Origin of the sequence: Methanosarcina sp. UBA289, assembly GCA_002496565.1 — an archaeon.
Lineage (GTDB): Archaea > Halobacteriota > Methanosarcinia > Methanosarcinales > Methanosarcinaceae > Methanosarcina.
The window spans coordinates 727367-740213 of record DAKJ01000018.1 but is presented as its reverse complement, the minus strand read 5'-3'; the positions used below and the strand labels follow the sequence as shown (position 1 = coordinate 740213).

General features: G+C 41.4%; 11 protein-coding genes. 7 read left to right on the top strand and 4 right to left on the bottom strand.

Annotation, left to right across the window (positions count from 1 at the left end):
* Positions 1 to 188: 188 nt before the first annotated feature.
* Positions 189 to 1148, bottom strand: coding sequence for a GTP cyclohydrolase MptA (gene mptA, locus BP549_RS11150; protein ID WP_292380597.1), 960 nt, complete (start codon positions 1146 to 1148; stop codon positions 189 to 191).
* A gap of 403 nt (positions 1149 to 1551) precedes the next feature.
* On the opposite strand from mptA, the gene BP549_RS11145 reads away from it, so the two are divergent.
* Both BP549_RS11145 and argB read left to right on the top strand, forming a co-directional pair.
* Positions 1552 to 1836: a non-histone chromosomal MC1 family protein gene (locus BP549_RS11145; protein ID WP_292376712.1), complete on the top strand. Its 285-nt coding sequence runs from the start codon at positions 1552 to 1554 to the stop codon at positions 1834 to 1836.
* Positions 1837 to 2071: 235 nt separating this feature from the next.
* Entirely contained in the window at positions 2072 to 2971 is a 900-nt protein-coding gene (argB, locus tag BP549_RS11140; RefSeq protein WP_292376711.1) for an acetylglutamate kinase, read from the top strand.
* Positions 2972 to 3031: 60 nt separating this feature from the next.
* Here the strand turns inward: argB and BP549_RS11135 are convergent, their stop codons facing one another.
* Together BP549_RS11135 and guaA are read right to left on the bottom strand one after the other, a co-directional pair.
* Complete coding sequence (locus tag BP549_RS11135; protein ID WP_292376710.1) at positions 3032 to 4072, bottom strand: archaeosine biosynthesis radical SAM protein RaSEA; 1041 nt, start codon at positions 4070 to 4072, stop codon at positions 3032 to 3034.
* A 117-nt stretch (positions 4073 to 4189) separates the two neighbouring features.
* Positions 4190 to 5107, bottom strand: coding sequence for a glutamine-hydrolyzing GMP synthase (guaA, locus tag BP549_RS11130; RefSeq protein ID WP_292376709.1), 918 nt, complete (start codon positions 5105 to 5107; stop codon positions 4190 to 4192).
* Between the two features lie 507 nt (positions 5108 to 5614).
* On the opposite strand from guaA, the gene BP549_RS11125 reads away from it, so the two are divergent.
* The gene (locus BP549_RS11125) at positions 5615 to 5749 is read left to right on the top strand and encodes a hypothetical protein (RefSeq protein WP_292376708.1); all 135 of its coding nucleotides are present in this window, start codon (positions 5615 to 5617) and stop codon (positions 5747 to 5749) included.
* Positions 5750 to 6431: 682 nt separating this feature from the next.
* Positions 6432 to 9089 carry a DNA helicase RecQ gene (recQ, locus tag BP549_RS11120; RefSeq protein WP_292380822.1) on the top strand — a complete coding sequence of 886 codons (2658 nt, stop codon included), beginning with the start codon at positions 6432 to 6434 and terminating at the stop codon, positions 9087 to 9089.
* Between the two features lie 115 nt (positions 9090 to 9204).
* Here the strand turns inward: recQ and hxlA are convergent, their stop codons facing one another.
* Positions 9205 to 10485, bottom strand: a complete 1281-nt coding sequence (gene hxlA / locus BP549_RS11115; RefSeq protein WP_292380819.1) for a 3-hexulose-6-phosphate synthase — start codon at positions 10483 to 10485, stop codon at positions 9205 to 9207.
* 364 nt (positions 10486 to 10849) lie between these two features.
* Between hxlA and BP549_RS11110 the strand changes: the two genes are divergently transcribed.
* From BP549_RS11110 to pyrI, 3 genes are all read left to right on the top strand, one after another.
* The gene (locus tag BP549_RS11110) at positions 10850 to 11326 is read left to right on the top strand and encodes a DUF5788 family protein (RefSeq protein ID WP_292380595.1); all 477 of its coding nucleotides are present in this window, start codon (positions 10850 to 10852) and stop codon (positions 11324 to 11326) included.
* A 103-nt stretch (positions 11327 to 11429) separates the two neighbouring features.
* Complete coding sequence (pyrB, locus tag BP549_RS11105; protein WP_292376706.1) at positions 11430 to 12356, top strand: aspartate carbamoyltransferase; 927 nt, start codon at positions 11430 to 11432, stop codon at positions 12354 to 12356.
* Positions 12353 to 12823, top strand: coding sequence for an aspartate carbamoyltransferase regulatory subunit (gene pyrI / locus BP549_RS11100; RefSeq protein ID WP_292380592.1), 471 nt, complete (start codon positions 12353 to 12355; stop codon positions 12821 to 12823). The genes pyrB and pyrI overlap by 4 nt, the downstream gene beginning before the upstream one ends.
* The last annotated feature ends 24 nt before the right edge of the window (positions 12824 to 12847 follow it).

Genomic DNA, 12847 nt, shown 5'->3' with positions numbered 1-12847 from the left:
GCCCTCTAATAAAGTTTATGTGGGTTAAGCCCTGGGAGCCTCCATAGCACTTTTTAAAAAGTTGTATCAAAACTGTGTAGAAATTGTTTTGATTAACCTTTTTGGAAGTCTCTGCGGAGCAGAGCTTTTTCAGAGACTTCCAGGGTTCAAAAAATATAGAACTAGTCTATTCGTACTCTTCTTTTTCTTTAGCATTGATTAATTTCTTTTCTGAGATCTCCCATCAGAGCAACTCTTTCTGCATAGGCATTGTGCCTGTGAATGCTTTCCTCATTGGTTTGCTTGATGGTGATTACTGCATTATCAGGAAGGTTCGGGAACTCTTTTACTATATTGTCTGCCATAGTTCTTACACAGTCTTCCACAAATTTCGGGTTCGTATGTGCAGTTTCCACAACGACCTTTTCGTCTGAGCGTTTCAAGACTTCATACACGCTTGAACTCATAGAAGTATCAATAATGTTGATGATATTTTCAAGGGAAACATCGAAATCATGTGCGACCTTGATTGAGATAATGCCTCTTCCCCGCTGGTTATGAGTAGCCATAGGGACCCTCTCCAGGAATTTTATAATCGTATCCCTATCAACTCCAAGCTCGGAAAGCTCATTTGCAGCTTTATCTCGCATAATTTCCTGAGCGCAGGGGCAAGCTGTCATTCCTACAACTTCAGCACCTATTAACTTCTTTACATCAAAATAATCATCGTTGCCCTGTCCCCTTACAGCCGATGCTTCCGCAAAAATGTTTACGACTTCCTGGCATTTAATTCCAGTAGCTGGGGAAGCACGCCTGATCATATATTCGCTTGTCATCCTAACTTCGGCCTGGTTGGCATATTCATGCCTACCAAGCAAGTTATGTGCGATATCACTGCAAAGCTGCTCAATTTCATATACGGGCATGCTGAGTATTTTTTCCAGTACTTCATCTACAGCTTCAAAGTTCCTTGAGAGATTTGCTCCCTTCCGATCGGATGGCAGGTCAACAAAAACGTCAAAAGTTGAAATCAGTACGATAGGACGTTTGTCTTTTCTCTTGATTTCAACGAGTTTTTTTACATTTGTTACCCCTACACGGGTAAGGTTTATAGCTATGCTTGGTTTGCTGGCCTGGACGTCCGGGAGGTTGAAAGTACACTGTTCCATAATTAACCAGATCCATGAAAAGATAAATGTTTAATTTTGTAAAATGAATTTGATAATACGCAATTTTATTCCATTTGGAAAAATATAATGATCATAAGTAGTGTTATAGCATGTAAAGTTTGTGCTTTCTAGGGTCTTTTTCCAAAAGTACAATAAAGCTTAAGTTTCAAGATTACCCAAAATCCATTTCCTGAAACTTATTTTGAACTCCATTTCTAACAAAGTATAATTATTTAAATATTTCCTACTTTGCAATAATATGAAAAAAATTTAGTTTATATACCTTTTGCAAATTGAGGCTAATTTTACATAAACCAATATCCATAGGCAACATCCTGAAGAAAGATTTTATATACTTTAAAACTTAATCAGTGTCTAGCAATTCATTTGCGAGGTGACCTTTATGTCCAACACAAGAAATTTTGTTTTACGAGACGAAGAAGGCAATGAGCACGGTGTTTTCACTGGGAAACAGCCTCGGCAGGCTGCCCTGAAAGCTGCAAACCGGGGCACCGGGACTAAAGCCAAACCGGATATTATCCGCCTCAGAGAACGCGGGACAAAGAAGGTGCACGTTTTCAAGGCATGGAAGGAACTGGTCGAAGCCCCCAAAAATAGGCCTGACTGGATGCCTGAGAAAATCAGCAAGCCCTTTGTCAAGAAAGAAAAAATAGAAAAGCTCGAGTAAACCTGATAAATTAATGTTTCTCACATACCCTGAAAATAGGGTTCTTTCTTTTTCTTCAATATCTAGATACAGAATTAGCCTGGACTAGTCTTTAATTTTTAATACTATCCGGGCTGACTTATTTCTAACATTTCCTTGAAATTAATAATTTTGTCTTTATTCTTACATGCGCCTTCTCGCTTTCACCAGAACCTTTAACGATAAGTTTAAAAACAGATTTTCTGATTCCTACATCATGGAACTGAAGAGAGAGAACGTGCTCATTGAAGCCCTGCCTTATATGCAGGAGTTCTATGACTCAATCATGGTTATCAAAGTGGGCGGAAATGCAATGGTTAGTGCCCAGATCATGGAAGATATTATAAAAGATATTGTGCTCCTGCGCTATGTGGGAATTAAACCTGTTATTGTACATGGGGGCGGGCCTGAGATTACGGAAAAAATGGAGCGGATGGGCAAAAAAGCTGAGTTTTTCCAGGGCTTACGTATTACGGACGACGAGACGATGGAAATTGCCAGGATGGTGCTTGTCGGGAATATAAATACCAAAATCGTGTCTCTTATCGGGGTTTGCGGAGGAAAAGGCATTGGGCTTACCGGCCACGATGGAAGAATGATCCTTGGTCATAAACAGGCTGCAAAGAAAGTAGTAGTTAATGGTGTTGAGACTGAAGTTGATATTGGCTGGGTTGGCGAGAGTGAAGTAATTAATCCTAATATTCTCCATATAGTGCTTAATAACGGGTACATTCCTGTCATCTCTCCTATTGCTGTGGATGCGAAGGGTAATGCCCTGAATATCAATGCCGATATAGTGGCAGGCGACATTGCTGCTGCTTTGCACGCGAAAAAGCTTATCCTGATGACCGATGTCTCGGGGCTGCTTAAAAATATAAACGATCCTGACAGCCGCATCTCCCGTGTAACTCTGGATGATATCGATCCTCTGATTGCTGAAGGTATTATAAAGGGAGGTATGATACCAAAACTCAAAGGCGCAGCAGTCGCAGTTAAAAACGGGGTCGAGAGAGCCCATATAATAAATGGAAGTATTTCTCATTCCATGCTTCTTGAACTTTTTACTGACTGCGGAGTCGGAACCATGGTCTGCAAGTTGGAAAAGCCAAAAGAATAAATATGAAGAAAAATTTACTGGCGCCGATAGTTGTTTTCAGGCGCCTGTTTTTACTATTTTTTAATCCAGGATAGGGGTTCCGTAGGTAAAGTCTTCAAGTTCCAGGACTTTCCTCCAGAGTTCTTTGCATTCACAGTCTATTTTGCTGAGATCTTCCGGGTTCTGGGTGAGTGAAAAAGTCCTGAGAGAATCTGCAACATCCGAGCTGCAGATTTTGCAATTGTGGGGGCCACGTTTTGAGCCTGCCCCGACCGGATCTGACATAAGAGGAAGGTCAGGATGAGCAGCTTTTGCTCTTTGCAGGATTTCTACAATGCTCCAGAGCCAGGGAGGGCGATATTGTCCTTTTTCCCAGAGAGCTTCTACAAGGGTACCTTTCTGGACATTGCAGAGATTGATCGATATCGTGTCAGAGTAAGGGGCAGCATCATCTATGGAACGGATAATATCTTCCAGAGCCTGACGCTCAGAGAGAAAGAGAGGTTTTAGCATCAGATATGCTTTCACGGTTGCCCCATTTTTTCTTGCGATTTCTGCGGCACGGACAAAGTCCCTGAAAGTAAAACCTTTGTTAATAGAGTCCCTTCGGATCCTGTCCGAACTTGTCTCCAGCCCGAAAGCCAGCTCAAATGGCTTATTTTCCAGGATCTTGAGACACCCTTGAACGTTTTCTTCGGTTACGAAGTTAGGGCGGGTTTCCGCAAGTACCTTGACTACCCTGGAGTCGTCTGCAAGAGTTTTGAGGATTGTATCTCTTGCCTCAGAAGGGACCTCCTGCTCGTCAAGAAAACTGCCTGAGGTGAAGATTTTGACCATAAACTCAGGGAATTTTTCAGCTTTCTTCATTGCTCTTGCAAGCTGGGCCTTGTAATCCTCAAGAGATGGGGGCTCACTTGCGCAGTCATAGACATAACCGCACATAGTACATCCTCCGGCTTTTCCCCAGCGGCAGCCTGCGCTCTTGAAGATTACAGTTAAAGTCTTTACCTGAGTTCCATTTACAAGGTCGACTCCTGTCCAGCTTGCTGCAGGTTCATTGGTAGGAGAAGGTCTTACTTTAATCCGCTGGCGGATTTCCATTACTGCTTTATTCAGGGTCATGGGCGTAAAAACTCGCTTTGTGGCTTGCTTATAATTGTAAATAAGATTTTTGAAGCTGAAAAGCAGCTTCATGTTATTTTTTATTTTTACAAGTCTAATTCTTTTATGGCTTTTACTTCACTCAAACTCGATTGTTGCAGGCGGCTTGGGAGTAATATCATAAACCACTCTGGCTACTTTCGGAATTTCAGAAGTGATTCTTGATTCCAGCTTTTTGAGTACATCCCAGGGAAGTTCAAGTGCTTCCGCCGTCATTCCGTCTCTTGAGCCTACCGCCCTTACAGCTATGATCCAGCCGTAAGCCCGGATATCTCCCTTTACTCCTGTTCCTTTGCCAAGCACAGCAGCAAAAGTTTGCCAGGGGCAGAACCTGTCAAGAAGCTCTTCTTCTACTATAAAGTTTGCTTCCCGTACAACCTCAAGTTTCTCTTCTGTAATTTCTCCAAGAATCCGTACAGCCAGGCCAGGTCCTGGGAAAGGCATCCTTTCGCAGATCTCGTCAGGTAACTGGAGCGCCCAGGCAACTTCCCTAACTTCATCTTTATAAAGGTCTTCTATAGGTTCGACAATCTTCTTGAAGTCCATTACGCTGGGCAGCCCTCCAACATTGTGGTGGGATTTGATCCCGCCTTCGGACTCGATCCTGTCAGGATAAATTGTGCCCTGGATTAAATAATCGGCTGCAAGTTTTCTTGCCTCTTCTTCAAAGACCCGGATGAAAGTTTCGCCTATAGCTTTTCTTTTCTCTTCAGGGTCAATTACGCCTTCCAAGGCTGCAAGGAACCTGTCTTTTGCATACACAACGTCCAGGTTCATATGGGAGAAAATATGTTTTATTCTCTCGGTTTCTCCTTTCCTCATTAGCCCTGTGTCAATATAGATTGGCTGCAGCCTGTCCCCAATTGCCCTGTAAGCCAGTTCCGCGCAAACAGAACTGTCCACTCCACCCGAAAGTGCAATAATTGCTCTCCCGTCCTGAATTTCCTTGCTAATTTTCTCAACTGCTTTTGGAATGAATTTTTCGGGTTTTACCATTGAAATGCTCCTTAATGATGCTAAACTGAAATCCTTTGAAAAAATGATCGTGATCAGTGAATACTGTCCAAACTATCTAAATTTGATTATTTTATTGTGATATATGAGTCTGTGCATGGGGGTTTTGATATTTAAAGGTATCATAAAGGAATTCATAATATAAGTGAAAATATTTTACTTCTGCTAAGATGAAATCAATTTTGTGTAATCTTTTTCATCTAAAAGTTATAAAACGTAAAACTGTATTTTTCTTTAATCTCCCGTTCTGGGTTTCAGCTTATATCTTACTGCCCAGTAACTTATTGGGTGGTAAGATCTCTTTAAATGGAGCCGAAAACTCACCTCCTGAAGACTTTTGGGAAATTACGCTTGATAAGGAAAAGCAAGTTAATTCTACACAGACAGAAATTTAAGTCTACCTTTTTCAGAAAATTAAAAATTAGAATTATATACAAAGCTTTTCCAAAAATATTCCTATTAAAATCCCGAGAGGAATTGGTGATAGGAATGGACAGTGAGAACTATGAGGTTGTTGATAAGCTTGAAAGGATTGCAAACTCCCTGGAGAGCCTGGCAGAGTCGCAGAAAAGAGTAGCTGATACTTTGGAGTGGATTGCAAAGGAAAAGGGAATCTTAGGTTAAGTTGGGAGAAAACTTATTGAATAAGATAAGTATGCCAAAATGGAAATTCGCGGAAAACTGAAACATAGGTGGCTGGCAAAGCAGCATAACTGAAGAGGAAGATAAGAAGTGCCTGGGTGTAGCCACACTCCTGATCTTCCTATCCTTACCTCAAATCAAACATTAATAATGCTGACGCTAGAAACCAGTAAACCATTTGCTTATTTTCCATTTTTCAACCTTCAATCATTTTCATACTTTTTCCTCGTTTGGTGATCTGATTTTTTTCCTTTCTAAACCTTTTTTAATCTACTATTTTGGGAGGTCTTCGATGTATATCCAGAGCTTACAGTTAATATATCCGAATACTTTCACCCCGTACACCTGCAACTTAAATATGATGAGCTTTAAACATCACAGCGTCAGGATTCTATAACTGGCAGACTTATACCAATATCTGATTTATCATATCATGGGAACAATCTATCATATACATGGAGATTTGTCTACCATAAACATAGGAATTCATAAAAACGGAAAATGTTTAGGATATAGCTGTGCATGAGAGCATATCCATACCTTGATTTCTCCGGATCTTCCGAGATTTATATTCTGGCTTGACATTGATTCTACAGGTCAGGAGGATTTGAAAACGAGCACTGAGTATGATTTCTTTAAGGAGAGTAAACGCGAGCTTGAGCCAATGCCTTCGCTGTCTACCAGAATATACTCAGCCCTGTACCAGTATTTCGGATACACTTCTTTTCGTCCATTGCAGGAGGAAATTATTAGGGATGTTCTGGAAAGAAAAGACGTTTTCGTACTCATGCCCACTGGCGGGGGTAAGTCAATGTGCTACCAGCTGCCTGCCCTTCTTATGGAAGGAGTTACAATTGTTGTTTCCCCCTTGATTTCCCTGATGAAAGACCAGGTTGACGGCCTTGAAGCAAACGGAATTGCTGCAGCCTGTATGAACAGTTCCCAGAGCGCCAGAGAACTTCGGGACGTGAAGACTGCTTTCCTCGAAAACCGGTTAAAAGTTCTTTACGTCGCTCCAGAGAGGCTCATGATGCCAGGAACCTTTGCCCTTTTGAAAAAAGGGAAGGTCAGCCTCTTTGCAATTGACGAGGCCCACTGCATTTCCGAATGGGGTCATGATTTCCGGCCTGAGTACAGGAAATTGAAACTTTTGAGGGACCCTAAAACAGGCTTTCCCAATATCCCAATTATTGCGCTTACTGCAACTGCTACCGAAAGGGTTCGAGAAGATATTATATCACAACTTAACCTTCGTATAGCTCCGGAAAAAGGGCCTTATGTAGCCAGTTTTAACCGAAAAAACCTTTACTATGAAGTCAGGCCAAAGAAGGAGACTTTTTCCGAGATTACAGGCTATCTGCGCAGGCATAGAGGCGAAGCAGGAATTATCTACTGCCAGAGCAGAAATAGCGTCGAAGCCCTTACAAAAAAATTGAACCTTGCAGGTTTTAGGGCTCTTCCCTATCATGCAGGACTTTCGGATTCCGAGAGAAACCGAAATCAGGAGATGTTCATTAAAGATGACGTGGACATCATAGTAGCTACAATCGCTTTTGGGATGGGGATTGATAAATCCAATGTACGTTTTGTAATACACTATGATCTCCCCAGAAATCTTGAAAGCTATTACCAAGAAACCGGTAGGGGCGGAAGGGATGGAAGCCCATGCGAATGTATCCTTTTTTTCAGCAGAGGGGACCGCTTCAAGATAGAGTACTTTATCTCACAGAAGACAAACGAAAAGGAAAAGGACATTTCTCTTGTGCAATTAAGGCAAATGGTAGCTTATTGCGAGGCAAATAAATGCAGGCGCCAGATCTTAATGGAATATTTCGGTGAAGAGCTTTCGGAATCCTGTGGAAACTGTGACTGCTGCCTTACTCCGAAAGATACCTTTGACGGGACTGAGGCTGCGAAAAAATTGATAACCTGTGTTCAGGAACTGAATCAGCGCTTTGGCACAAACTATGTTATTGATGTCCTCACAGGATCAAAAAATAAAAAGATCCGACAAAATCGTCACGAAAAATTGAAAAGCCATGGCATTGGTAGGGAATTTACAAAAGAACAATGGAGATCATTAGCTTCCGAGATGATAAATACCGGGCTTCTGGATGTAAGCGGGGCACAGTACCCTATATTGAAGCTGAATGCCATGAGCAGAAAAATACTGAAAGGCCTGGAACAAATAGAGCTTGTATGCCCTGAAGGTTTTGCTCCTGAGGCTGAAGAAAGTTTAATACTTTCTACAGTTACCAGTGCAAAAGAAAAACCAGCCGATGACATAGGTTTTTCTGCAGAAGATACCTTTCCAGAAAAATTTTCAGCTGCTTCCGACATCCTGAGAACATCAGACGCGAAAAAAACCATAATATCAGGAAAAGAGCCTGATCCTATCCTTTTTGAGCGGTTAAAAGCTCTAAGAAAGGATATCTCTATAAAGAAAAACCTTCCTCCTTATATTGTTTTCTCTGATACCTCTCTTAAGGAAATGGCTACAAGATTTCCGCATAGCCTTGAGGAGTTTCATTCAATTACAGGGGTTGGAGAATATAAACTAAGAAAATACGGGGATGTTTTTCTCAAGGAAATTGAAAATTATTGCAGAGATTACAATTTAGTTCCCGCTGAAAAATCCGCTGAAAAACCCACTGAAAAATCTGCTGAAAAACCTGAAAAACCGGAGATCGCCTGTAAAAATCCTGAGCGAGAGGAAATAATCTCACAAGAAATTGTTCAAAACGATGAAAATTCCGAAGCTGAGATCGAGATGCTCGGGCCTAATATGCCCGATCCTGAATCTGACAGCATAAACAGCTTGGAAGCTTGCAACTTATCTACAAAAAGAATAAGATATCTGGATACAAGCATTCAGGATTGGTCAGAGAGAAGCTCTTCAGCACGCGACTCCAGGGAAATAGATTCAACAGATATTTTGCCTGAATCAGAGACTGTAGACGGCGTCAAAACAGATTCTTCTAACTCCAGTTCTTTTGAAAAGGATTCTCTGCAAAGAACTTTTTCTCTTTTTACGCAAGGGCTCGGGATCGATGAGATTGCTGACATCCAGGGCATGAGTATCAGAACTGTTTTCAGGCAGCTTGAACAACTCATCCTTTCTGGAAATATCAGGAGTATTGGAAGAATCTTGCCTCCCAAAAGACAACAGCAGATAAAAGCTGCACTGGAAAGCTTAGAAATTGAGCTGGATTCCCTGCTTCGGACAAGGTTAGGTAAGAACTGCCAGGAAGAAGAAATGAAATTTGTCAGGGCCATCCTTCTGTCCAGAATCTGCTTTTCACAGTCTGAGGATGGCGAGTAAAACTTTCTCCTGGAAATTTCACTGTTTTTCTTCGATTTTTATAATTTTATTACCTTTTTATTCTCACTTACGTTTTAGTCTTGTTTTTGGTCTGAGTTCCTGAAAACGTGGTCATTCAACGCTTTTCCCATTTCTTCAGATTCATTATCTCAGACAGTGTTCCCCCTCTTTTGATTTCATCGAAGAGTCTTTTTTCGGTTTTGTAAACCTCTTTTGCTCTTCTTGCCAGCTCATATGCCCTCTCTGCTGGAATTACCACAACACCGCTTTCATCGCCCACAATATAATCTCCTGGCTTCACGGTCTGGCCACCACAGGTAATCTCAGCATTGATTTCTCCAAAACCTTTAGGATCTCCAGCGTTAGGTACTGTATTGCTTGTATAAATGGGAAGTCCCAAGTTTTCGACTTCGTCAATATCCCTGACAGCGCCCTCTATTACCACGCCTGCAATTCCCTTGTTTAAGGAACTCCAGGTTGCAAGTCCTCCCCAGCAGGCAATATCCTTGTTTTCGTTGTAAATAACGAGTACGTCTCCTTCTTTTGCAACATCAATTGCTTCCACAGGTTTTGCCCAGTCTCCGGGAAAAGTCTGCACGGTAACTGCAGTTCCTACCATTTTTCCTCTTACTAGGGGGTGAATGCCTTTCATCGCGCCTTTCCTGTGCATAGCATCCGAAATGTTTGAAGTGGATACTTCCTTAAGAATTGCCCTGATTTCTTGGTCTATAGTGCCGGCAGTGCGGATTTCCACAGTGTTAGGGGAGTCTACACTCTGCCGGATTTTTCTAGCGGCTTCAGTTACGTTGTCAGAGTGGGTAATATTCCCTCCCACAATTATAATTTTAGCTCCAGCCTTGACCGCCTGCATTGCAGTATTTGCATCAAGCCCTCCAGCGACTGCAAGCTGTACGTTGACTCTCTGTGAAATTTCGTTGAGAAGCGATATGGGGTCTTTTCCCATCATCTGCTGGTCTATGCCTATATGTACATTAACATAGTCCACGCCCAGAGCCTCAAGTTCGATTACTCTTTTTACAGGGTCAGGAGCCGAAATGAGGTCTGCCATCAATCTGACACCATATTTGTGGGCTGAACGGAGAGCATCAAGTAGTGTAGAATCATCTGCGCTCCCTAGCACAATAACGACATCAGCCCCAGCTTTTGCTGCCATCTCGACTTCTATAGCGCCTGTGTCTACAGTTTTCATATCTGCCAGAATCGTTCGGTCTGGAAAAGCTTTCCTCATTGTGCGAATTGCATCCATTCCTTCACTTTTTATCAGAGGGGTTCCAATCTCAATCCAGTCCGCACCCCCTGCTATCGCCTCTTTTGCAATCTCTACTGCGCGATCCAATTCCAGAAGATCAAGTGCAACCTGAATTATCGGAGCTATGGTATCACCTCAAGCGAAAAATCGAAAAAGCTGAAATTTTCAAGCATTTTTATATCAGATGTCCTGTATATTTTCATTCTGTTTTATTCTGGATTCCTATCGAATTTCCGGTTTTTGTATTGATTAGCTTAATTTATTCTTTTAATTTAATCCTCTTTATTTGATTTTTTTTAAATTTATTCTTTTATTTTGATTTGAATTATCTTATTTTTATATGTGAGTTTTTCATTACCTATATTTCTTTTTATTTGCGACTGTTTTTGTGTTAATATTGTTATTTTATATCTGAAGTTCACAGATAAGAGTGAATATTAACTAGTTGTCATAGAAACTTAAAGAGCATACAATATCTTGGGGAAGGACGATGGAGGAAAACTTTGGAATATGCAAGAATAAAGCCTCTGGAAATTATATAACCGATGAAGAACGCAGGCAGCTGCTTTCGGCTCTGCATTCTCGCCTTTTCTGGGTTGGTCAGCATATTCCGGATTATATTGAATTTGAAGGAGAAACTTATCCTCTGCACAACTATGTATGGGAATTGATTCAAAAAGACGAACTTAGTGTAGCTGAAAAATCCAGGATAGATAAATGTATTGAAATAATTTCAGCAAAGGAAATGGAAGAGGAAAAGGAACTTGAAGAGAAGTCCCTTACCTCGGAAGAAGCAAGAAAACTCTATCATGAGACTGCAGGTTTATTGCGTGCAATAACAGACCTTAAGGAAATCGAGAGCGGAAAATTTAAGGAAAATACAAAACGCTTTCAGGAAGAGTTCGATAATCAGAGGATTAAAGATGCAAAGCTCTGGCTTGAATTTATCAATAAGGTATCTAAGTGAAGTACCAAAATTGATATGCGGAGATAGAATTTAATTCCTTAAGTACTCTTAGTTATTTCTGGAGCAAAGGTTATATCTCTGGGAATCACTTTATGAAAATAGGATGTCATTTAAGAACAGACACATCATCTCTATGAAGGACTTTTCGCGGGAAGAAATTGATTACATTCTGGACACAGCAGAAAGGCTTGAGCCTGTGGCCAGAGGTGAGGAAAGGTCCCGGCTGCTGGATGGAAAAATTATAGCTCTTCTTTTTTTTGAACCAAGCACAAGGACAAGGCTGTCTTTTGAGGCTGCTGCGCAGAGACTCGGAGGAGAGGTTCTCAACCTGGGGTCCATAGAGGCAAGTTCAGTGATGAAGGGAGAAAATCTTGCCGATACTATCCGTGTAATCAGCAACTATGCAGATCTTATAGTGTTGCGTCATCCCCTTGACGGATCAGCACGAATGGCTGCGGAATTTGCAACCGTCCCTATAATCAATGGTGGAGACGGCTCTTTACACCACCCTTCACAAACTTTCCTTGACCTTTATACTATTCGCAGAGAAAGCCATCTTGAGGGCCTGAAGATAGCTATGGCAGGGGATCTAAAATATGGAAGAACAGTTCATTCCCTATGCTATGCCCTATCCCTGTATGGAGCTGAAATGACTTTCGTTTCGCCTCCTGAACTCAGGATGCCCCAAGAGATTGTAAGGGATCTTCAAAAGAATGGAATCCATATCAGAGAAACTGATTCCCTTGAGGAGATAATTGGAGACGTCGAGGTCCTTTATATGACAAGGGTTCAAAGAGAACGTTTCCCTGATCCTGAAGAGTATGAGAAGGTCAAAAACAGGTTGAAAGTTACAGGTGACCTATTGAAAAATGCAGATCCGAAACTTAAGATTCTTCATCCTCTACCACGGGTCAACGAAATCTCTCCTGAAGTGGATGCAACACCATATGCATGTTATTTCGAGCAGGCTTTCTATGGGGTTCCTACGCGGATGGCACTTCTTGCTCTTGCTACAGGAGTGATTGAATGAAGGAAAAACGAGACCTTAAGATCCAGGCTATTGAGAAAGGAACAGTTATTGATCATATAAAGGCAGGACAAGCCTTAAATGTTCTGCGCATACTTGGGATTTCTAGTGCTTTTCGAGCTACCATCAGCTTTGTCATGAATGCTCTTGGTGCCAGAGGCAAAAAAGACGTTGTGAAAATTGAAGGCAAGGAACTGAGTGTAGAGGAGCTTAATAGGATTGCCCTTATCTCTCCGAAAGCCACTATTAATATTATAAGGGATTTTGAAGTAGTTCAGAAAAATAATGTTGTACTCCCTTCTTATGTTGAAGGCGTTGTACGTTGTATCAATTCTAACTGTATTTCTAACAGCAGCGAACCTATAAAATCCAAATTTTTCGTGCTCCAGTCAGAAGAGGAAGGTGTAACTCTACGCTGCCTTTACTGTGAGCACGTAATTTCTGAAAATATAGCCGAAAACTTGTTGTAAAGATGACTTTCAGTGAAGCTAAAA

Coding starts and splice junctions, on each gene's coding strand:
- BP549_RS11125 (WP_292376708.1), top strand. CDS start 5,615: ATGGACAGTGAGAACTATGAGGTTGTTGATAAGCTTGAAAGGATTGCA.
- BP549_RS11110 (WP_292380595.1), top strand. CDS start 10,850: ATGGAGGAAAACTTTGGAATATGCAAGAATAAAGCCTCTGGAAATTAT.
- guaA (WP_292376709.1), bottom strand. CDS start 5,107: ATGGTAAAACCCGAAAAATTCATTCCAAAAGCAGTTGAGAAAATTAGC.
- mptA (WP_292380597.1), bottom strand. CDS start 1,148: ATGGAACAGTGTACTTTCAACCTCCCGGACGTCCAGGCCAGCAAACCA.
- pyrI (WP_292380592.1), top strand. CDS start 12,353: ATGAAGGAAAAACGAGACCTTAAGATCCAGGCTATTGAGAAAGGAACA.
- argB (WP_292376711.1), top strand. CDS start 2,072: ATGGAACTGAAGAGAGAGAACGTGCTCATTGAAGCCCTGCCTTATATG.
- recQ (WP_292380822.1), top strand. CDS start 6,432: ATGCCTTCGCTGTCTACCAGAATATACTCAGCCCTGTACCAGTATTTC.
- BP549_RS11135 (WP_292376710.1), bottom strand. CDS start 4,072: ATGACCCTGAATAAAGCAGTAATGGAAATCCGCCAGCGGATTAAAGTA.
- pyrB (WP_292376706.1), top strand. CDS start 11,430: ATGTCATTTAAGAACAGACACATCATCTCTATGAAGGACTTTTCGCGG.
- BP549_RS11145 (WP_292376712.1), top strand. CDS start 1,552: ATGTCCAACACAAGAAATTTTGTTTTACGAGACGAAGAAGGCAATGAG.